Origin of the sequence: Paenibacillus sp. TC-CSREp1 (assembly GCF_050171015.1) — a bacterium.
Taxonomy (GTDB): Bacteria; Bacillota; Bacilli; order Paenibacillales; family Paenibacillaceae; genus Paenibacillus; species Paenibacillus silvae.
The window spans coordinates 109568-129333 of the sequence record NZ_JBNOKM010000015.1; the positions used below are offsets into that span (position 1 = coordinate 109568).

At 48.7% G+C, this 19766-nt stretch carries 21 protein-coding genes; 9 read left to right on the forward strand and 12 right to left on the reverse strand.

Annotated features, from left to right (window positions below):
* The first annotated feature begins 55 nt into the window (after positions 1 to 55).
* Positions 56 to 829, forward strand: a complete 774-nt coding sequence (locus ACQSGY_RS22370; RefSeq protein ID WP_427180823.1) for a YcnI family protein — start codon at positions 56 to 58, stop codon at positions 827 to 829.
* Positions 830 to 989: 160 nt separating this feature from the next.
* Here the strand turns inward: ACQSGY_RS22370 and ACQSGY_RS22375 are convergent, their stop codons facing one another.
* From ACQSGY_RS22375 to ACQSGY_RS22390, 4 genes are all read right to left on the reverse strand, one after another.
* Positions 990 to 1262, reverse strand: coding sequence for a hypothetical protein (locus ACQSGY_RS22375; RefSeq protein ID WP_111269329.1), 273 nt, complete (start codon positions 1260 to 1262; stop codon positions 990 to 992).
* Positions 1263 to 1331: 69 nt separating this feature from the next.
* Positions 1332 to 2669, reverse strand: coding sequence for a lipase family protein (locus tag ACQSGY_RS22380; protein WP_427180825.1), 1338 nt, complete (start codon positions 2667 to 2669; stop codon positions 1332 to 1334).
* Positions 2670 to 2686: 17 nt separating this feature from the next.
* A complete protein-coding gene (locus tag ACQSGY_RS22385; protein WP_111269330.1) occupies positions 2687 to 2968 on the reverse strand; it encodes a hypothetical protein in 282 nt (93 codons plus the stop codon).
* A gap of 446 nt (positions 2969 to 3414) precedes the next feature.
* Positions 3415 to 4671 (reverse strand): DUF445 domain-containing protein, encoded by a 1257-nt coding sequence (locus ACQSGY_RS22390; RefSeq protein ID WP_427180827.1) that lies wholly within the window; start codon positions 4669 to 4671, stop codon positions 3415 to 3417.
* A gap of 403 nt (positions 4672 to 5074) precedes the next feature.
* Here ACQSGY_RS22390 and ACQSGY_RS22395 point away from each other — a divergent pair, with 403 nt between their 5' ends.
* From ACQSGY_RS22395 to ACQSGY_RS22405, 3 genes are all read left to right on the forward strand, one after another.
* Complete coding sequence (locus ACQSGY_RS22395) at positions 5075 to 5902, forward strand: aldo/keto reductase (protein ID WP_427180829.1); 828 nt, start codon at positions 5075 to 5077, stop codon at positions 5900 to 5902.
* Between the two features lie 638 nt (positions 5903 to 6540).
* Positions 6541 to 7422, forward strand: a complete 882-nt coding sequence (locus ACQSGY_RS22400) for a LysR family transcriptional regulator (protein WP_289376028.1) — start codon at positions 6541 to 6543, stop codon at positions 7420 to 7422.
* A gap of 22 nt (positions 7423 to 7444) precedes the next feature.
* Positions 7445 to 8122, forward strand: coding sequence for a VOC family protein (locus tag ACQSGY_RS22405; protein WP_427180831.1), 678 nt, complete (start codon positions 7445 to 7447; stop codon positions 8120 to 8122).
* Positions 8123 to 8536: 414 nt separating this feature from the next.
* Here the strand turns inward: ACQSGY_RS22405 and ACQSGY_RS22410 are convergent, their stop codons facing one another.
* Complete coding sequence (locus tag ACQSGY_RS22410; protein ID WP_111269332.1) at positions 8537 to 8995, reverse strand: cupin domain-containing protein; 459 nt, start codon at positions 8993 to 8995, stop codon at positions 8537 to 8539.
* Between the two features lie 293 nt (positions 8996 to 9288).
* On the opposite strand from ACQSGY_RS22410, the gene ACQSGY_RS22415 reads away from it, so the two are divergent.
* Positions 9289 to 10140 carry a helix-turn-helix transcriptional regulator gene (locus tag ACQSGY_RS22415; protein ID WP_216518449.1) on the forward strand — a complete coding sequence of 284 codons (852 nt, stop codon included), beginning with the start codon at positions 9289 to 9291 and terminating at the stop codon, positions 10138 to 10140.
* Between the two features lie 123 nt (positions 10141 to 10263).
* On the opposite strand, the gene ACQSGY_RS22420 is transcribed toward ACQSGY_RS22415, so the two are convergent.
* On the reverse strand, positions 10264 to 11877 hold the full coding sequence (locus ACQSGY_RS22420; protein ID WP_427180834.1) for a glycoside hydrolase family 28 protein: 1614 nt from the start codon (positions 11875 to 11877) through the stop codon (positions 10264 to 10266).
* A 420-nt stretch (positions 11878 to 12297) separates the two neighbouring features.
* Between ACQSGY_RS22420 and ACQSGY_RS22425 the strand changes: the two genes are divergently transcribed.
* The 4 genes from ACQSGY_RS22425 to ACQSGY_RS22440 all read left to right on the forward strand — a co-directional run bounded on the left by ACQSGY_RS22425 (position 12298) and on the right by ACQSGY_RS22440 (position 15739).
* A complete protein-coding gene (locus tag ACQSGY_RS22425; protein WP_216518453.1) occupies positions 12298 to 13026 on the forward strand; it encodes an amino acid ABC transporter ATP-binding protein in 729 nt (242 codons plus the stop codon).
* Between the two features lie 70 nt (positions 13027 to 13096).
* Positions 13097 to 13939 carry a transporter substrate-binding domain-containing protein gene (locus tag ACQSGY_RS22430; RefSeq protein WP_427180836.1) on the forward strand — a complete coding sequence of 281 codons (843 nt, stop codon included), beginning with the start codon at positions 13097 to 13099 and terminating at the stop codon, positions 13937 to 13939.
* A gap of 33 nt (positions 13940 to 13972) precedes the next feature.
* A complete protein-coding gene (locus ACQSGY_RS22435; RefSeq protein ID WP_427180838.1) occupies positions 13973 to 14695 on the forward strand; it encodes an amino acid ABC transporter permease in 723 nt (240 codons plus the stop codon).
* Between the two features lie 393 nt (positions 14696 to 15088).
* Positions 15089 to 15739, forward strand: coding sequence for an amino acid ABC transporter permease (locus tag ACQSGY_RS22440; protein WP_216518457.1), 651 nt, complete (start codon positions 15089 to 15091; stop codon positions 15737 to 15739).
* A gap of 188 nt (positions 15740 to 15927) precedes the next feature.
* Here the strand turns inward: ACQSGY_RS22440 and ACQSGY_RS22445 are convergent, their stop codons facing one another.
* The 6 genes from ACQSGY_RS22445 to ACQSGY_RS22470 all read right to left on the reverse strand — a co-directional run bounded on the left by ACQSGY_RS22445 (position 15928) and on the right by ACQSGY_RS22470 (position 19745).
* Complete coding sequence (locus ACQSGY_RS22445) at positions 15928 to 16122, reverse strand: hypothetical protein (protein ID WP_427180840.1); 195 nt, start codon at positions 16120 to 16122, stop codon at positions 15928 to 15930.
* 173 nt (positions 16123 to 16295) lie between these two features.
* Entirely contained in the window at positions 16296 to 17651 is a 1356-nt protein-coding gene (locus ACQSGY_RS22450; protein ID WP_427180842.1) for an FAD-dependent oxidoreductase, read from the reverse strand.
* Between the two features lie 55 nt (positions 17652 to 17706).
* Entirely contained in the window at positions 17707 to 17847 is a 141-nt protein-coding gene (locus ACQSGY_RS22455; RefSeq protein ID WP_427180844.1) for a hypothetical protein, read from the reverse strand.
* Between the two features lie 50 nt (positions 17848 to 17897).
* Positions 17898 to 18068 carry a hypothetical protein gene (locus tag ACQSGY_RS22460; RefSeq protein WP_427180846.1) on the reverse strand — a complete coding sequence of 57 codons (171 nt, stop codon included), beginning with the start codon at positions 18066 to 18068 and terminating at the stop codon, positions 17898 to 17900.
* A 5-nt stretch (positions 18069 to 18073) separates the two neighbouring features.
* The gene (locus ACQSGY_RS22465) at positions 18074 to 18919 is read right to left on the reverse strand and encodes a carbohydrate ABC transporter permease (protein ID WP_427180959.1); all 846 of its coding nucleotides are present in this window, start codon (positions 18917 to 18919) and stop codon (positions 18074 to 18076) included.
* Positions 18912 to 19745, reverse strand: a complete 834-nt coding sequence (locus ACQSGY_RS22470; RefSeq protein WP_427180961.1) for a carbohydrate ABC transporter permease — start codon at positions 19743 to 19745, stop codon at positions 18912 to 18914. The genes ACQSGY_RS22465 and ACQSGY_RS22470 overlap by 8 nt, the downstream gene beginning before the upstream one ends.
* Positions 19746 to 19766 lie beyond the last annotated feature (21 nt).

The window sequence follows — 19766 nt, forward strand, 5'->3', positions numbered from 1 at the left end:
AATGTTTAAGCAGAACAGCATATTTTTTTTACAACAATTGAGAGGGGTTATATCTTTGAAGAAAACATCATGGGTATCCAAACTAACATCAACTGTAGCAGCAGGTACAGCAGCATTTCTGCTGTTTGCCAGCTTTGCGAGCGCTCACGTCACCGTAAATCCATCCAATGCACAGACAAGCGCATGGCAGATGTACACCATTAAGGTGCCATCCGAGAAAGAACTGCCAACCACCAAAATTACACTGAAAGTCCCGAAAGAGGTTACGTTCAAGCAATATCAGCCGCTAACGGGCTGGAAAATTTCGACCGAAAAGAACGAATCGAACGAAGTGACCTCCATTACATGGGAGGTTGACGGAGATAACCAGGGCATTCTGGCTGGACAATTCCAGCAGTTCAACTTTGTTGCACAAAACCCGAAGAATGAAGCAGAAGTGGCCTGGGATGCGTTTCAATATTACAGCGACGGAAGCATTGTAGAATGGACAGGAAAGCCTGGCGACAACAATCCGCACAGCATCACCACAATTAGTGAAGACCCTGCAGTTACCGGTAATGCCGCTGCAAGTGACGGACATGACAGTGCAGGTACAGCGGGAACCGCAACAGATGACAAAGCTGCTGACACAGCAACGGATGACAAGAAAGCAAATGATGACACTACTCTCGGAGATGCGCTCTCCGATACGGTAACAGGTCAACCTAACAACACGGATACGGATACGGGAACGCTGAAGCTACAGCAAGCAACGCTGATCGTTTCCATTCTGGCTCTGATCATGTCCTTCCTGGGCATCGCACTCGCAACACGTCGCAAAAAGCGTTAATTCACAATTGAATACGCAGCTTCATTATTGAATAAACAGCTAACTCTCATGTAAAAAGGAGTCTGCGCCATAAGGGAACATCCCTTTGGTGCAAGACTCCTTTTTACATGAATGATGATGCGATGCATGCCACCCGCAATATGGCAGTACACGCTGGTTTTTAACGCTGCTGATCCGTTTGAATCATCACTTCAATGTACTGATTCAAGCTCCGCTTCTGCATTTCAATGGCTTGAATACGCTTGGCCAGGCCTGCGAAAAACTCTTCAATCTGCTGCCTCGTATGATCGGCAGATTGTCCTTTCCAATCGTTCAGACGGCTGTACAGCGCTCTTGCCTCCTGCTCATCCGCTTGCATGCGAACCAGCAGCTGTGACAGCTCTTTCTCCGCAATCCGCAGATCATTCAGTTCCACCAGCAATTGTCCGCTCATCCGTGGTTCCCTCCCCCTCAGTGCACGTTCTTACCTTGAATGCTCATCTCTCCAGCCGGCCTTTTAACATTAGTTAAAATGTACAGGGCTCTCATCAGCCTGCCGGAAAGCCTCCGCCTTTTCCTCAATAAAGTTCAGGAACTGGCTTGTATGCTTCATATGCCACGTGCTCAGCTCCTGGATGGATGCGTCTAACTGAGTCACAATAGGCTCCAGCCTGCGGCTACGACTTGAATGTAAATATTGAGCCATACGTGTCCGCACCTGATTCAGCTCGGCATTGCATTGCTGGGCATTTTGTTTCCAGCGGGAAGCCACACTTTTCAGTTCTTCCGGCGTAACCTGGATTAGACCAGACCCCAGCGCAGCTGCCATACCTCTGCCCGCACCGCCTCTTAGTCCCATCGGACCCACCGCTTTGCTGAGCGGTCCGAGATTCTCCATAAGCCTTGGTGAATAACGTACTCGTTCACCCGTAACCGGATCATACAACTCGTTGGAGATATAACCATTCTTGAAGTCATACTGATCGAGGCTGTGGTAGTTTTCCCCGCCAAAGGTATTCTTGATTTTATCAATCAAACTTACGCCATTGTTGGCATCTGCATAATTTGAATCAATATAGTACGTAGAACCTACATGACGATCATATCCGCCCAACGTTCCGCTAGCGACCAGATCGCCCGGACTCGCATAATTCACAACTTGACCATCGAGTTCGCCCGCTTCGACCCTGCGACGCATTTCGGGCGTCAGATTGCCCATAATTGAAGGTGCACTGAATGTAACCGCAGGAAGGCCGGTATAAGCAGAGGCATACTGTGCATCCCCACCACCAAGAGAGTGTCCTGTCAGGGAGAAATTCAAGTCGCTGTACTTGTCTTTCATCCGGTTCGCATAATCCTCGGATTGATACATCTGGTTAGCCCAGCCCGTAGGAGACACGTTTTTTTCAATATCCTTCACTCGATCGCCCGTCCAGTTCTGTACATCTCTTACCCGGTCGCCTGCCCAGCTCTCCACTTTGGAAACACCTGTGAAATCTTTGACATTCTGGACACTTTTATCAAGCCATTCCGGTGTCAGGTTGTCTACAACTCGTGCTGTCTCCTGCTGTCCCTTACGGATCAACTCTCCGCCCCCGATGCGTGCATCCATCACAAAGTCAGGCACCGAGCGGTCCAAAGAGGCACTCCCCTCGGTTCCTCGGTAGGCAATGACAGCCTCCTTTGTCTCCGGATTATAGAACGTCACGGCATCGAAGCCGGAAAATTTATTGCTCTCTGTGCCCTCCAGCACTTGCCACCCGGGAAGCTCGGTCAGGCGGTCACCTGCCTTTTGATCCTGATAGGCTAACTCCGATAAAGTTTTGTACGTTTCATCATCGATGTTCCTGCCGTTACTCAATCACTGCACCTCCCCTTTTATTTGGCGTATGGATCATGACCTTTAGCTTTAATGACTTCTTCCAGCTCAGGACTGATTACAAGATTTTTGGTAATTTTTTTCTTATAGTCGTACGATATGCCAAAGTTCTGATCCTCATGATCCTTCACATGCCCTTTAAGTCCGATCTGCGACATCGCCATCTCTGGCAGCAGTTCCTTGCTTGTAACGACCACATCCAGTTCAAACTTTTCTTTAAAGTGCTGCACCACAACCTTCTCAGCCTCCTGGTACAACGCCTGTTTCTCACTTTCGGTCATCTTCTGACACCCTCCCAGCAATATAGTGAACACCATCATCAGTGCGAATAAACTTCTCATCCATTTCGTGCGCGGAATAGCAATTCCCCCTTTTGGCTCAAACCTGTGTAAGTAAAGAGCGCCCCCTCCACCTGTTACATGCATCATAGTACAAAATCAACATAAGACACATCCGCTCACAGGAGCGTTTTCCTGAAACTTTTCTCCTAGATGATTCATGCCTATATTTGGGTGTATATTACCCGGTTCTAAGACTGTTGTACCAGCAAAACCCTAACTTTTTCCATATGAAAAGCAAAAAACTTTCTTTCGAACACCGTTCGGTGTCAAAAGAAAGCCTTCTTTGTTTGCTATGCTCCACTGAAGCTCGAATGTTCTAAAAAGAGCCTGCTCTACAAACAAGCAGCTCTTTTCATCTGCCAGCCAGATCGGCTCGGCCTTTCCTGTCATTCCAGCACCATTCGCAGCGCGGTCAGCACAACCCCGATAATAAATCCGGTCACTGCGCCGTTGATCCGAATCCACTGCAGATCCTGCCCCACCTTGTCTTCAATTAGCGAGATGAGCGAAGCATTGTCCATTTTATCTACATTTTCACGAACGAGATTCCCGATTTTGGAATGGTTTTTCTCCAGCAGCGTGGTGACGCCTTCTACAATTTTCGCATTCATACCTGTCATTAACGCTTCATCCGCACGCAGATCAGCCAGAACTTTCTCAATCGCAGGCAGTGCATACGTATCTACGTAACGACCATCCTCCATCGCCACCAACGCTTTATCCCGCATCTCAGTGAGTTTGTTCAGCACGGTTTCCTCGGCATTCCAGCCATCCAGCAGATTGTTCTTCCAGCCGTTAAGGCCATCCTGCACAGCTTCACTCGCCGCAAGACGCATCGCCTGCATACGCAGCATATTCAGCACTTTGTAGCGCAGCGCACTGCCTTCCCGTTTCATATCCTCTACCCGGTCAAAAAGATATCCTTGAATAATGCTGCCCAGACGGTCTTCATTCAAATAACCCATAAACGCGTTCATCGCAAACTGCATGAGTCCGTTCATCTGGATACCACTGATCGCTTTCATGCCGCTTTCACCGAGGAACAGAATGGTCTCCGGCTGCACCAGCCACTCTTCCGCCTGCTTGAGCGCATAATCCAGAGCCCGAGCATCATATCCTCGCTCCGTGACCTGTACTGCGGCCCGTTCCAGAATAGGCCCCAGGTCAAACGCCCCGGCCTGTGACTTGATCTCTTTGGCAACCATCGGAGCAATCTGCTCCAGCGGCAGTCCTGCCAAAATGCGTTTGCACAGCGTATCGATCATCGTTTTGATGCCGTCACTGTGCAGTTCCCGACCCAGTGTGTCCAGTACAATCTCAGCTGCTTTGAAGCCAGCAATTTTCTCTGTGATGCTGTCCTTGTTCAGCAGATTATTCTCAACAGCAGAGACCAGACCTTCTGTCATCTTATCCCGGTTTTTAGGCAGCAGTGCCGTATGGGGAATGGGAATACCAAGCGGATGGCGGAATAGTGCCGTTACTGCAAACCAGTCCGCAAGTCCTCCTACCAGCCCCGCCTCAAAAGACCCTACCAGAAGTTTACCTACGGGAACCCCCTGAAATGGCAAGGATGCCGCGAAGCCGGCACCCATAATAACGAGAGACCAGGCTGCTGCTGTTTTGGTTTTTTTAGGTTTAGCCATAATTCATATTGCTCCTTTATCATTCATCTTGCGGCACGGGTAGTTACCGAAATAACCGCATCTTGTCAGTTAGGATTATGTAAAAGCTTCCTGCCGCTCGACTGGACAGCTCCCCGTTCATGAAGAGCCTTTATATCGAGTATGCTTCATTCTTTTTCTCGTATACTTCATCTTATCACCCGGAAGCGCTAAAACCAAACCTGCGGCTGCCGGAAAAGGATAAAACAGGAGTCTTTTCTCTGTGAGCTTAATATGCTTTTTCAAGTGCAGGTAAACTTTAGTATAATATGGGAGGACAGGCTGGCATACATACGATTGTATGCCAGCCTGCAGGGCATAACTTCCCAATTGCAGGGTAATAACATTATGTTGAACCGAAGAATCAGAGGAGGAATGACAGATCATGAAACACGTTCAGGACACAACAACGCTTAATAACGGGGTCAAAATGCCTTGGCTTGGGTTTGGCGTATTCAAGGTGAAGGATGGCGACGAGGTCGTAAACGCTGTAAGAACAGCGATAGAGGCCGGATACCGCAGCATTGATACCGCCAAAGTATACAATAACGAAGCCGGTGTCGCGCAAGGTATTCGTGAAGCCGGTGTTGCCCGTGAGGATCTGTTTATTACAACCAAGGTATGGAACAGTGACCAGGGGTATGAAAGCACACTTGCTGCCTTCGAAGACAGCATGAAACGTCTGGAGCTTGATTATCTTGATCTCTACCTGATTCACTGGCCTGTCAAAGGTAAGTATAAAGATACCTGGAGAGCACTGGAAAAGTTATATAAAGAAGGACGTGTACGCGCCATCGGCGTGAGCAACTTTCAGATTCATCATCTGGAGGACCTCTTGATGGATGCCACCGTAATACCTGCTGTCAATCAGGTCGAGCTTCATCCGCTGCTCACCCAGACAGAGCTGCGTGAATACTGCAGCAAACACGAAATTCAGATTGAAGCCTGGTCTCCACTGGGACAAGGTCATCTGATGGAGCACCCTTTGCTTCAGGACATCGCTGCCAAACACGGCAAATCTCCGGCACAGATCATTCTGCGTTGGGACCTTCAGAACGGCATCGTGACCATTCCGAAATCGGTAACGCCTGAGCGTATTCGGGCCAATACCGAGCTGTATGACTTCGAGTTAACTGCTGAAGACATCGAACAAATCAACAGCCTGAACGAGAATAAACGTTTTGGTGCCGATCCCGACAATTTTAATTTCTAAATTATAATGATGTGTTAGATTTTATCATCTCAGATGTAATTACACCCGCCTTCCTTTCTGTAAGAGCGGGTGTTTTTTGTATGTTATCTGCCCTGTCATAGCAGAATATAGCAGAACTCTTCAAAAGATGATGTGCCTCCATCTGATTCGAGATTTTATTTTTTTGTCAGCATAGAACTATTTCGCCCTCTCATCAGTCTAACGACCCCCTACCCACGAACAGCCGTAATGCCGTACCTCCCCCAATAAGGATTAAAGCCAAAACAATTGCGCCCTCATTACCCCATCTTTTGCTTAATTTTATGGAAAATAGAGCGAATAAGCCCATACATATACGGGAAGCGTAGTTAACATACTGGGGGTTTTTCCGCTAATGCCAAGATCACCCTGTATGGTACTCATCAACGGAGAAAGGGATGTAATTGGCGGCCGCAAATTCAATGAAGCCAGAATAAGTGCCAGGACGATATATAACAGTTTCACTATGGATCACCTCAAGATATCGTTGCACTCACTAAATGATTTAGACTGTTGATTTTTTTGTAGTGCAAGATTAGTATATAAGCATCCCAATGATTGAACAATACGATCATTTTTATTAAAATGATTATAAAAACCAATGATTTGAGGAGATGCAGATGGAAATACGTCAAATGGAGAACTTTATCGTCGTTTGTGAGGAACTCCATTTCACACGTGCAGCAGACAAAATTGGCATTTCTCAGCCTACCTTGAGCCAGCAAATTCGAGCGTTGGAGGATGAATTAGGTGTCCCCCTGTTCGACCGGGTAGGCAAAAAAATTGTAATGACCCAGGCGGGAACGCTGTTCCTGGAGCATTGTGTACAAATGGTTCGGCATTTACAGAATACCCAGGATGCGTTAGCTGAATTCCGCAATGATCAGCGAGGCAAACTGGTGATTGGAGTCCTACCGTCCGATTTGGACTACCGTCTCACTCCATTGCTTGTTCATTTCCATGCCCGTTTTCCCAAAGTAAAATTAAAAGTTGTCTCTTCGATTTACGTAATAAATCAAGTGCTGGATAACGAAGTAGACATCGGAATTGAGCTAACTTCTCCTCTTGATGACCGTCTTGTCCGTATTCCTTTGTCCAGTGAAGAATACGTACTCGTCGTTTCCGAGAACCACGCTTGGGCCGACCGAAAGGAGATTGGAATCAAGGAGCTGCATGATATCCAGACGGTGATGTTCCCGGAAGGATTCACAGGCAGAGAGCTGGTGGATGGCTATTGCCGGAAATATGGTTTTACCCTGAATACGATCATGGAGACAAGTTCGGCAACTTCCATCATTAGTCTGGTCAAAGCTAACGTTGGCGGAACCGTGCTTCCATATCCACTGATCAAGGCGATGAATGAACCGGCACTACGCATCATACGGATCTCGGACGATGCTCCTTACCGGCACTTTGAGATCATTCATCGGTCCGACCGTTACCTGACCCAATCTGCCAAAGCATTTATTGAGAAAACCATTGAATATTTTAATCAAGAATAAGTTTAGAAGGAGAGTGACTTGAATGCGTATAAAAGAGGTTAATTTGTTGACAGATCAAATAGAGGCCATGAAGGAGTTTTACGGTACGTTATTGGAGTTGGCGCTGCTGGAGGAGAGTACATCGTCGGTATCGTTCCGCGTAGGAGATTCCATCCTTGGATTACAGGAGGCTTCTGGTCAGGAAAAGCCCTTTTATCATGTCGCTTTCACGATTCCAACAAATAAACTCGCTGAAGCCAAGAAGTGGATTCAAGCTCGAAACATCTCTTTGCTTTCCAAGGACGATAAGGATGATTTCTATTTTCCCTACTGGGATGCAACAGCTTGCTATTTTTATGACCCAAGCGGTAATTTGATGGAGTTGATCGCTCACCATTCGTTGGAAAATGCAGTCGAAGATGCCTTTGATTCCAGGCAGCTGCTATGCATTAGCGAGATTGGTCTGCCTGTGGATGATGTTCCTGATACCATAAGCCAAATGAAGGGACAGTATCACCTTGAACCCTTTGCCGGGGACGGTAAACAATTTGCCCCGATCGGTGACGCAGAAGGCATGTTTATTGTCATCGATAAAGAGAAGAAGGCCTGGTTCCCAGACGGGCGTATGCCTGGTGTTTTTGCCACTGAGGTAAAGGTTGCAACGGGGCAGACTGGGAGCATTTCGTTACAGAATGGTTTGTACTCAATTGTTTCGATTTAATTTGGAGAGTCATGTGCTAACTATATCGTAAACAACTGGCTATTTTCACAGTCGAAAAAGGGGGCCTGATGACATAATTGTCTTCGTGTCCCTAATTTTGTCTTGATGAAATTGAATATCCGAACACATTTAACTTATCTCTATTAAATGCGTGTATTCCCAAATTCGTCCTTCATCTTCATTAATACCATATGGTTCATTTACATCGTTATAAAGTTTTAGCCCACATTAGCCCTTCTATTGGGTCAACAGCGCTACTAAAATCCTTATCATAGCACCAATATTCTCTTAGTTCTTCACCAACCCACAGTTCTTCGCATCTATAAAGTAAATAAATCGCTCCTCGCTTAAAAATCCCGATTCAGATGTCGAACATCTGGAATCGGGATCTTTATTTTAGAGTGCGAAATATGCTTACCCTTTGGACACCAGCTTGAAATCATCAAAGTGAAAACCTGGTGCAACGACACAAGTGACCAGTACCGGTTCATCACCTAGTGGACGTGCGGTCTGCCATACTCCCGCAGGAACAAGCACCTGCGGAGATTGTCCTGCCGCGATATCCATACCGAGAACCAGCACTTCCTCATTCTCAGGGTTTTCGCCGCTGCCGCCCAATTTCAACTCAATTGGACTGCCGCTATGCCATAACCACAGTTCGTCCGACAGCACCGTGTGCCACTCGGAGATTTCATGAGCATGCAGCAGGAAATACGTTGAACTTGCCGAGAAACGCGGACCCGAGTATGCATCTGGCAGAACGGATTGCGGGATTTGATATGATGCCTTCCAAACTTCCTTATACCAACCACCTTCAACGTGCGGCTGCATATCAAGTGCAGCGACGAGCGGTGATAATTCATGTGTTGTCATAACGTCTTTCCTTCCTTCCAACTCATTTTCGAGGGACCCCCGATCTGGAGTCTGAACTCGTTCTCCTTACTCTAAAACAACATTCCCGATTTGTCACCTTGACAACCTGCTTCCTGGCACCTGCAGCCCTTATACATAAGCCGTTAGGATTCACCTGCTCCCCGATTCATTTTCGTATTACAAAATTCATGCAGCCTCTAATGATAGCGTTTACAAAAATGTGAATTTTCCGTTATGATATGGATATCAACCTGAGAAACGACTTGAACCCTGAAGTAGAGAGGAGCTGCATAATGAGTCTCATCGAAGATCGGATTGGACCCAAATATCGAATCGGTGAATACGCTTTTACCATAGAACATATGCGAAGACATGACGGAAGCGCCATGCCGCAGCCTCATGCCCATCCTTTTTACGAATTATATTATCTGCTTGAAGGAGAACGGGTCTACTCCATGAATGGACAGATTCTGCCTGCACGCAAAGGCGATCTTGTGCTCATCAACCCGCATGATGTACATACCACCTCCAAAGGCAACAAGCCTGGCTTCGAGCGGATACTCGTCGGATTCTCCCCTGCTTTTGCCACAGGCATGGAGCTGGGAATCTGCGGTCTGCTGCCATTCGAATGCTCCAGTCTGCTGCGCCTTCCCGAGTCTGATCAGCCTGAAATTGAACGTATTCTGTGGAAGATGCTGCAGGAGTGCAAGGAACGGCGGCCTCACTACGAGATTGCTGTCCGAAGCCTGCTAGCTCAGCTGCTTATTCTGATCCATCGAGTGCAAGAGGTTATGCGAGAAGCTAACCCAGGCTCTCTGCACCCGATGCAGGACAAGATCAGTGAGATTGTAACCTATGTAAACCAACACTATACGGAACCCCTTACCCTGGAAGGTACGGCAGCCCGCTTCTATATCAGCCCTTCATATCTGAGCCGAATGTTCAGCCGTCTTACGGGGTTTCGTTTCAGCGAATACCTGCGGATTGTGCGTGTGCGTGAGGCACAGCGAAGACTGCTTTCGACACAAGAACGTGTACAATTCATTGCCGAGAAGGTTGGCTTCGAGCATACAGCCCATTTTAACAAAACATTCAAACAAGTCACCGGCACAACGCCGCTTCGTTATCGCAAGGAGCATCGGTGAACGGCACATCATCTAAAGAACAAATCAAAAGGACAGCCAAGCTCCAGCAGATTCCGCTCTTCACTCACGAAGAAGCGACCCCTCTTCTGGAGCTACGGCTGTTTATTTACAACGATGAAGCATTTATCTGCGAATGATAACGCCATTTCGTACTTCCGGCCCCACCGAGATCTGCCGACCTTCGGTATCTGCATCAGCTTCCCGGCATACAATACCTGCAGAATCAAGCCCGGTTACCAGCAGCAGCCTGCCATCGGCTCCCACTCCGTGAATGCCCTCCAGTGCCGCACCCTTGCAATTGTGCAGATGAATCAGGGGGCCTTCCGTAATACGGGCCTGAAGATTCGTAATCTGCAAATGTTTGGCCTGGGCACACTGGACACCGGTGCGAGCTTCAACACTATAACCTTCAATGCTCACACTATCCAGAGGCATCTCTGGCAGCCCGCTGACAAACAGAGCCGTATCGGCACCAGCACAGACCACATCCGAGATTCGAATGTCTCTGAAGATCGGTGTCTCTTCACTGACCTCCTGGGCCAGATCACCACCCCGTGCAGAACCTTCCTGATTGGCATAGAAAAAGGAAAACGAGATCGCTTCCATAATGATATCCTTCATATAGATACGCTCGATCTGAATATCTTCTACAATACCGCCGCGCCCACGTGCGCTCTTGAAACGCAGACCGATGTCCGTACCGATAAACGTACAATCCATCACCCGTACATGCCGGACCCCGCCCGACATCTCACTTCCGATCACAAAACCGCCGTGACCATGGTACACCGTGCAATCCCGAATTGTGACGTATTCCGAAGGCACTCCAAGCTCACGCCCCTCCGCATCCTTGCCTGACTTCATGCAGATCGCATCATCACCCACATCAAATACACTTTGCTCCACCAGAACATGACGACAGGATTCAATATCCAGCCCGTCTCCGTTCTGGGAAAACCATGGGTTCCGTACACTCACATTACGAATGGTTACATGCTCACATGCCCAAGGATGCAGATTCCAGGCAGGTGAGTTCTGGAACGTCGGCCCGTCCAGCAAAACCCGTATGCAGCGGCGCAAACTGACCATGTTTGGACGCAGAAAATCCCGAATGCCTTGATACGCAGCGACATCAAGAACCTTCTCCCTGTGCAGCTTCTCGGCAAGCGCTACGCCATCAAGCGCAGATTGTGAAGGCCACCAGATCTGTTCGTCTTCACCAGCCTGTTCTACAACCCCGCCTGAAGCAAGCAATCTCTTCCACTGGGAAGCCGTCATTTTGGAGCGTTTAACCGGACGCCAGGCTTCACCGCCTCCATCCCAGACGCCTTCCCCGGTAATCGCAATATCTTCGAGTCCGTCGGCATCAATGGGAGATTGACAGCGTACAGCCTGCCAGCCCTCAAAGCTTGATGCAATCAGCGGATATTGGTCAAAATTCCGACTGAAGGTGACCAGTGCCCCGGCCTCTACATGCAGTTCAATCCGGCTACGAAGCACTATAGGACCGGTAAGCCACACTCCAGCAGGAATGATAACTCGGCCTCCACCCGCATCGGCACATGCAGCTATAACGAGGCGAAATGCCTCTGTATTATCCGTAACGCCATCTCCAACAGCACCATACTCCGTAATGTGATACTCACGTTCAGGAATAACAGGCAGTGTCACTTCATAAGCCTGAATATCAGACACGCTGCCTGATCCTGCAGACATTGGGGATTGATATATGTTCATGGTGCATAATCATCCTCTCTACTGTGGTTATCTCGTTCCATCATATCAACGGCATGCTGGTGCAAGGTTGAGCTTTTTTGCCATGTACAGGGTGAACTTGATGTTATTTGTTATATATATGCCTTTCTGATTAAGAAAAAGGACACCAATTAAAGTATACAATATACTCCAATTCCAATGTTTGTAATTCATTTAGAACTATTGATTCATTTTTCTGTCATGATTCGTCACAAGTTTTCTGATTACTTAACACATATATAACGTATTTAATGGCTATAGCCCTATAAAAACCATTACTTATGTCATGTTTTATCACAGACTAATTGCTATTGGCAGGATGACTATGTATGATTAAATAACTACTTTGCAATATTTCCTGTTTATTCCTTTTACTATCCATTGTAGAAAGGGTGTGTGTTCTTGATTGAATTCAAAAGTGTCCAAAAGCATTTTGGCCATTTCCACGTCCTCAAAGATATTGATCTTCGTATCGAAGAAGGAGAGGTCGTGGTCATTATCGGACCCTCAGGCTCTGGCAAAAGCACACTGCTCCGCTGTATCAACCGACTGGAAACCATTAGCGACGGCGAGCTCATCGTCAGCGGCATTCCCTTACATCAGAAAAAGGTGGATATCAACCTCTTCCGCCGCGACATCGGCATGGTATTTCAACATTTTAATCTGTATCCCCACAAAAAAGTCATCGACAACATCACTCTTGCACCCGTAAAAGTACGCAAACAACCCAAAGCCCAGGCAGCAGCAACAGCCATGAAATATCTGGAGCGCGTCGGCATTGCCGATAAAGCAGACAGCTACCCTTCCCAGTTGTCCGGTGGACAGCAGCAGCGTGTAGCCATTGCGAGAGGGCTCGCGATGGAGCCCAAAATTATGCTTTTTGACGAACCCACGTCAGCCCTTGATCCCGAGATGATCGGGGAGGTGCTTGATGTCATGCGTTCCCTTGCCCATAACGGTATGACGATGGTTGTGGTTACACACGAGATGGGCTTTGCCCGTGAGGTAGCCGACCGGGTTATTTTCATGGACGAGGGCCGGATTGTGGAAGAAGCCTCCGCGGCGGAGTTTTTTGACAATCCCAGAGAAGAAAGAGCGCAGCAGTTCCTTAGCCGTCTGATCCATCATTAATTTTCTGTTCATGAGGATTTCAATCTTGTTTCGCAGGATTTAATCTAATTTCGAAAGGGGTCTTAAACGGATGAAACTAAAAAATATATTGAAATGGCCGTCTTTGACGTTGATGATGCTTCTGATGCTCTCCCTTATTCTGTCAGGCTGTAACTCTGGCACAGATACACCTTCTGCAAGCGGCGGGGACGATGCACAAGCCAAAGGAACGATCGAACAGATCAAGGAACGGGGCAAGCTCATCGCAGGTGTGAAATACGACACCAAATTGTTCGGGCTCAAAGATCCGGCGAGCGGAGATGTGGAAGGCTTCGATATTGATATAGCGAAGGCGCTGGCCAAGCAAATCCTCGGAGATGAAACAAAGGTGGAGCTGAAGGAGGTCACATCCAAAACACGTATTCCGATGCTGCAGAACGGAGATATCGACATTATCATTGCCACGATGACCATCACGGATGAGCGTAAGGAGCAGGTCGATTTCAGTGATGTATATTTTGAGGCAGGACAATCTTTGCTGGTGAAAAACGACAGTGACATCGTCGGGCTGGAGAGCCTGGATGGCGTAAAGGTGCTTGCCGTGAAAGGTTCCACGTCGGCACAAAACATTCGCGAAAAGGCACCGAAGGCCGAGGTGCTGGAGTACGACAACTACCAGGATGCCTTCACCGCACTGAAAGCAGGTAAAGGCGAAGCCCTGACAACCGACAATATCATTCTGATCGGTATGCAGCAGTCAGACAACAATTACAAGCTGGTTGGCGGCAATTTTACCAGTGAACCGTATGGCATGGCAATCCGTAAAGGAGACACGGCCTTTGTCGAAGAGGTTAACAAAATGCTGAAAGAACTGAAGGACAGCGGCGAGTATGACACGCTACATGAGAAGTGGCTGGGCAGCAAGCCTGAGTAACGTTTTTAAACTGGAAGAACGGGGGCTCTTGTTATGGGCACATTGGATTTTAGCGTACTGTTCAGGCACTCCGACCGGTTTATTGAAGGATTTCTGAATACGATTCAAGTTAGTGTGATGGCCCTGATTGGCAGCTTTGTGCTGGGAGCCATTCTAGCGATCTTTCGCATCTCGCCAGTCAAACCTTTGAACTGGTTTGGTACTGCCTTTGTTGAGTTTATCCGCAACATTCCTTTGCTGCTGGTTGTGTTTTTCTTCTATCTTGGACTGCCTTCGCTGGGTATATCTCTGGATGGATTTGTGGCGGGCACACTGGGGTTAACGATCTACACAGCTGTTTTCATCGCGGAAGCGATTCGGGCAGGTATTCAGACCGTGCCGAGGGGGCAGCTGGAGGCGGCACGGTCCTCCGGGCTGTCCTATATCCAGGCCATGAACCTGGTCATTCTGCCGCAGGCCATCAAAATTGTACTGCCCTCCATCGGCAATCAATTTATCAATCTGGTCAAAAACTCTTCCATCCTGGCGGTTGTAGCCGGTATGGACCTGATGTATTTTGCCGACATTGTGAACTCGGATACGTTCCAGCCGTTAAGTGTATACACCATTGTTGCCTTATTCTATCTAACGCTGACCTTACCGCTCAGCTTTCTGGTGCATTATATGGAACGCAGATTTGGACAGAGTGATGCAGAGGCACGCAGACCCAAAGGCAAGCCTGGCAAGAACAAACCCGCGGGGCAGGTTACGATGTAGGATGAATGGGTCGATGACGAATAAGGCTATGAGGCTAAATCGAGGATGATTGCAGTGCTCTTTACGCTGCCGCCTGCTTCCAATCCCAGGTTGCTACGATTTATCGCACAGCGTGCTGGGAGCTGCACGCTGTGCCCTGCTTCATATCAAGGGTGGTCAATCATTGGACATCGTTTCTCAACTCCATCACTGAACAGCATGTTTCGACTCTTCTTTGACTCATCTTAGGCCCATCTTTGGCTCATCTTTGGCCTATCTTTGACTCATCCAAGTGACTGTCATCGGTATACCGTTCATCCGCTGCAATCTGTTGAATTAAACGATTCGCCATCTGGACTTTCGCTTTGGCACTCATCGAAATTGATATCGCTCACCGAAGGAGGCATCTGATGTATGGATTTCAGCGGGGCCTATGAATGGCCTAACCTTCGTTTCCTGCTGCAAGGATTTTGGGTGACCCTGCAAGTCGCGGGGTTATCCATTGTATTCAGTTTTATACTAGGTACACTGCTCGGTACGCTGCGTTATACACGTATTCCCGTCCTTTCACAGATTGTCGCCATCATCGTGGACACCATTCGGAACCTGCCATTGCTGCTAATCATCTTTTTTATCCATATCGTACTGCCTCAGCTTGGTATCAAAATGCCAGCTTTCTGGTCCACAGTCGTGGGACTGAGTCTGTTTGAAGGCGCCATGATCGCAGAAATTGTGCGAAGCGGGCTCAAATCAGTAGAGCGCGGTCAAGTGGAAGCTGCCCGTTCCTCCGGCCTAAGCTACATGCAGACACTCAGCGGCATCATTATGCCACAGGCTCTGCGCCGCATGTCTCCGCCAATGGTCAGCCAGTTCATCTCACTGCTCAAGGATACGTCACTGGCCATCATTATCTCCTTGCCGGAGTTGATGCGCAATGTTCAGATCCTTGGTGGTCAAAGCTTCGATTACATTATCCCGGCGTTGTTGCTGGCAGCAGTGCTTTATTTCATCATCAACTACTCCCTCTCCATCGTTGCAAGAAGGCTTGAAGCACGTATGAACTAGTGAGAAAGGAGAGGGTGATAAGGTAGCAGGCTTGAATTCTAACGATTCGAGATGACCTTATTTAGCCCGTTTGCAGGTGTTTTGAAATCTAACGATTCGTACAAAGCTTATTTCGCTGATTATCCCCATTTCACAGGAGTTTCGGCCACTTTTCAGCGAAATAACGTTGCTAGGAATCGTTAGATTTTTTATGCCCACTTTTTTGCCCAAATAAGGCTTCTGGGAATCGTTAGCGTTCCGCTACTCCCACTGGTTGCACTGGTTGTCTCGTTCTTCGCTTGTCTCATTCCTTTGCTCATTGTTTCTTCCTTCGTTCTCTGCTTCTTCCTCCCTTCGTTTTCTGCTTCTTTCATTCTTTCTTCTTTGCTCATTCCTTCCTTCATTCCTTCGTTCCTTCATTCGTTCCTTCATTCGTTCCTTCCTTGATTCTTTACCTCGTCCTCCCTCAGCTCCTCCCGCCTCTCACCATTCCACACCACTCATCATGTTTATCCCGTTTTCATCCCGCTCTCATCTCGTTCTTATCTCGGATCACTACAACTCGCATCGCTACAACTCAGATCGCTGCACCACTTCGTCGCAGCTCCGTCTGCAACAGCGATATGGGCAGCATTGCAGGAGCAAGCTTCAGCTTTAATGCCAAAGCAGCCGCTGTGCCCGCGGCCTCTCCTGTTGCCATGCAGCTTGGGGTCAGTCTGGTGGTCGCATGGGCCTCATGTGTCGTAGAGATACAGCGTCCTGCAGCCAACAGATTGCTTATATTTTGCGAAAGGAGACAGCGATATGGAATGTCATACGCTCCGTCACCCTGGATAAACGCCGCTGTCACGCCTTGCCCGGATGGATCATGAATATCAACAGGGTAGCCACTTCTGGCGATCACATCGTCGAACTTCCGACCTGCAACCACATCCTCCTGCGTCAGCGCATAATGCCCAATTACACGCCTGGATTCACGAATACCAATCTGCGGTGCAACAGCCGAGATGGAAGCCCGCTCAAACCCCGGAACGTCACGGCGCAGAAACTCGGCAATTAGTAACACCTGCTTTCGTCCTTCCTGCTCTGCCACTGTCAAATCTGTAACATCTGTAGCATCCAGCCCCTGTACCCGGGTGCAGTTAATTAACACCTCATCTTCAGCCGGACCGGTAAAAAATAACACCTGATCGCGTTGAATCGGCACCGCTGCTTTCTTCCAATGCGAGTAGAAGCCGCTCACACCCGTTAGCGGGATCGTGTCCAGCTCGGCAAAGGGCGTTTTCTCGTAAAAATCCTCAGGATGCTCCTGCATGTACTGCTTCACACGCTCAAGATTCACACCGCGCATGCGAAATTTCATGGTCATCGGCTGAGACTGACTGTCCGTATCCCGTCCCTGTGCGACCGCAGCGCCAGCCAGATAGGCCACATCCGCATCACCACTTGCGTCGACAAATACATCCGCCTGAAGCTCCAGCTGACCGGATTTACTCGTCACTCGCACAGCTTCTACCCGGTCATCTACCACGGCAACGCCATCCACGAAGCTGTGCAGCAACAGCCGCACACCCGCTTCCTCCAGCATCTCTAACGCAACCACCTGATAGACTGCCGGATCATATGGTGTCACACTGTGCACAAAACCCACCGTATCCCGCAGATGCCCCGGCGAACCTCCGCATGCCTGCAAGCGATCTACAATCTCCTGGGCAATCCCCCGAATGACCTGCTCACCCTGTTCGGTATGAAACGTCATCCATGGATAAACCATAGCAGCCGTTGACATCCCGCCTACGAAGCCGTAGCGTTCTACCAGCACAACGCGAGCACCCTGCCTTCCTGCGGCAATCGCCGCCGCTATCCCTGCTGGACCACCGCCAACGACGATTACATCCGCTGTCTCCCTTTTTACACGCTTATGCTCACCCATATGTTACCTCCCCTTTCCACTTCTACTCCCTACTCCTACTCCTACTTCCTCTACTTCAGCTTCTTCTACTTCCACTGGATGTACTGCTCCGCACGCTCACGATATGCTGCCCCCTCATTTCGATGCTTGCGTCGCGCTCACTTGCATACATCCGTTCCCCGCTGCCACTTCTCACCAATGACTTGTACTCCTTCACGATTCCCTTCCTGACCTGCTCCTTTGATCCTGCCTTCCTAACCGACTTCCTCAATCATGTCTTCTAACTACATCCTGACTACTGCCCTTTGATCCCCTCACTCCGTTTACTATCAATCCTCTCACCCCGCTTACCGTCAATTCTTCCAATCCACCTACCATCAACTCTGCAAATCCACTTACTTCTTCAGTGCTTCCAATCCACTTCTTCAATTCTGTCATCTCTCCTATTCCTTCAGCCCCGTCATCGCCACACCCTCAATGAAACGACGCTGCGCCAGGAAAAATACGATCAATAGCGGCACGGTCGCCATCACCGTAGCACTCATCAAATACTGCCAGGCTGTGCCCACCTCATCCGTAAACAGGGACAATCCCAGCGGCAGCGTCATCAGCTCTCTCGAATTGATAAAAATCAACGGATCAAAGAATTCATTCCAGCTCGTCACAAATGTAAAAATAGTCAGCGTCGCCATCCCCGGCTTGGCCAGGGGCAGCATAATCTGCGCATAAATCCGATACCGACTGCAGCCGTCAATCATGGCCGCTTCCTCCAGCTCGGTAGGCACCGTGATGAAGAACTGCCGCATCACAAAGATGCCAAATACACCCCCAGCACCAAAGATCGGCAGTAAAATCAGCGGAAGATGTGTATCAATCCAGCCCAGCTGCCGCATAAACAAGAACATTGGAATCGCCGTTACCTCATGCGGAATCATCATTGCACTCAGCAGAATGAGAAAGACGACATTCCGTCCCTTAAACGGAATCTTGGCAAAGGCATAGCCCGCAAGGGAGGCAAAAAACACCGTCCCAAGCACCACTAAGGCAGAGATATACACACTGTTCCCGTAAAAACGGTGAAATGGAATCAATCGAAACACATCGATATAATTCTGAAATTGCAAGCTGTCCGGTATCCACTGCGGCGGATAGGTAAATATGTTTTGCGGTTCCTTGAGGGATGTCGAGATCATCCAGATCAACGGAACAATCATAATAAGTGAAATCACTGTCAGTACAAAATATGTGCCCGCAGCGGCACCAAACCTCCGGCCTGTCAAACTAGGCATCGCCTTCACCAAATACCCACCTCTTTCGAAGCTGCCATTGCAGCAGCGTCAGAATCAGGACAATCAGGAACAGCACATATGCGAGGGACGAGGCATAGCCGAACTGAAACAGCTTGAACGCTTTTTCCCAGATATAATAGACCAGAACCTTCGTGCTGTTGCTCGGCCCGCCTTGGGTCATCACATAAATCTGTCCAAATACTTTAAGCGAGCCAATGACGGTCATCACTACGGTCAGAAATACGGTCGGCGTAATCATAGGCAGGGTGACGTTGAAAAAAGAAGACCTTCTGCCCGCGCCATCCAGTGTCGCCGCTTCATACAGAGAACGCGGGACTTGCTGAAGTGCTGCAATGAACAGCACCATATTCAGCCCGACATTTTTTAGCACACTGGTCACGATGACCGCCGGCATCGCCAGATTAGGATCGTATAACCAGGCTGGCCCCTTGATGCCAATCATCATCAGCAGCTGGTTAATTAACCCCGACTCTGTCGCGTACATCAGCTTCCACACGATGGCCCAGACAATTAATGACGTCATGACTGGCACAAAAATAGCCGTTCTGAACAGACCAATCCCCCGAATGCTTTTGGAAAGCATCAAAGCGAGCAGCAAAGCCAGTGCAATATTCAGCGGTACCAGACCTGCCGTAAAGTAAACCGTATTGCCAAGCACTTCCCAGAACATAGCGTCCGTCATAATAGCCCGGTAATTGTCCAGTCCGATAAAATGATGATCCCCGAGCAGCGGCCAATCCGTCAGGCTCATATAAAAAGCAAGCCCCATCGGAAACAAGAGCAGCAGTGTAAAGCCCAGCACCATCGGTGAAATAAACAGCCACCC

Excerpts from the sequence above, each read along its gene's own strand:
- ACQSGY_RS22405 (WP_427180831.1), top strand. The coding sequence starts at position 7,445 with ATGCGTATAAAAGAGGTTAATTTGTTGACAGATCAAATAGAGGCCATG.
- ACQSGY_RS22435 (WP_427180838.1), top strand. The coding sequence starts at position 13,973 with ATGGGCACATTGGATTTTAGCGTACTGTTCAGGCACTCCGACCGGTTT.
- ACQSGY_RS22390 (WP_427180827.1), bottom strand. The coding sequence starts at position 4,671 with ATGGCTAAACCTAAAAAAACCAAAACAGCAGCAGCCTGGTCTCTCGTT.
- ACQSGY_RS22415 (WP_216518449.1), top strand. The coding sequence starts at position 9,289 with ATGAGTCTCATCGAAGATCGGATTGGACCCAAATATCGAATCGGTGAA.
- ACQSGY_RS22460 (WP_427180846.1), bottom strand. The coding sequence starts at position 18,068 with ATGACAGAATTGAAGAAGTGGATTGGAAGCACTGAAGAAGTAAGTGGA.
- ACQSGY_RS22385 (WP_111269330.1), bottom strand. The coding sequence starts at position 2,968 with ATGACCGAAAGTGAGAAACAGGCGTTGTACCAGGAGGCTGAGAAGGTT.
- ACQSGY_RS22430 (WP_427180836.1), top strand. The coding sequence starts at position 13,097 with ATGAAACTAAAAAATATATTGAAATGGCCGTCTTTGACGTTGATGATG.
- ACQSGY_RS22445 (WP_427180840.1), bottom strand. The coding sequence starts at position 16,122 with ATGAAGGAAGGAATGAGCAAAGAAGAAAGAATGAAAGAAGCAGAAAAC.
- ACQSGY_RS22440 (WP_216518457.1), top strand. The coding sequence starts at position 15,089 with ATGGATTTCAGCGGGGCCTATGAATGGCCTAACCTTCGTTTCCTGCTG.
- ACQSGY_RS22410 (WP_111269332.1), bottom strand. The coding sequence starts at position 8,995 with ATGACAACACATGAATTATCACCGCTCGTCGCTGCACTTGATATGCAG.
- ACQSGY_RS22450 (WP_427180842.1), bottom strand. The coding sequence starts at position 17,651 with ATGGGTGAGCATAAGCGTGTAAAAAGGGAGACAGCGGATGTAATCGTC.
- ACQSGY_RS22465 (WP_427180959.1), bottom strand. The coding sequence starts at position 18,919 with ATGCCTAGTTTGACAGGCCGGAGGTTTGGTGCCGCTGCGGGCACATAT.
- ACQSGY_RS22395 (WP_427180829.1), top strand. The coding sequence starts at position 5,075 with ATGAAACACGTTCAGGACACAACAACGCTTAATAACGGGGTCAAAATG.
- ACQSGY_RS22375 (WP_111269329.1), bottom strand. The coding sequence starts at position 1,262 with ATGAGCGGACAATTGCTGGTGGAACTGAATGATCTGCGGATTGCGGAG.
- ACQSGY_RS22420 (WP_427180834.1), bottom strand. The coding sequence starts at position 11,877 with ATGAACATATATCAATCCCCAATGTCTGCAGGATCAGGCAGCGTGTCT.
- ACQSGY_RS22470 (WP_427180961.1), bottom strand. The coding sequence starts at position 19,745 with ATGGTGCTGGGCTTTACACTGCTGCTCTTGTTTCCGATGGGGCTTGCT.
- ACQSGY_RS22400 (WP_289376028.1), top strand. The coding sequence starts at position 6,541 with ATGGAAATACGTCAAATGGAGAACTTTATCGTCGTTTGTGAGGAACTC.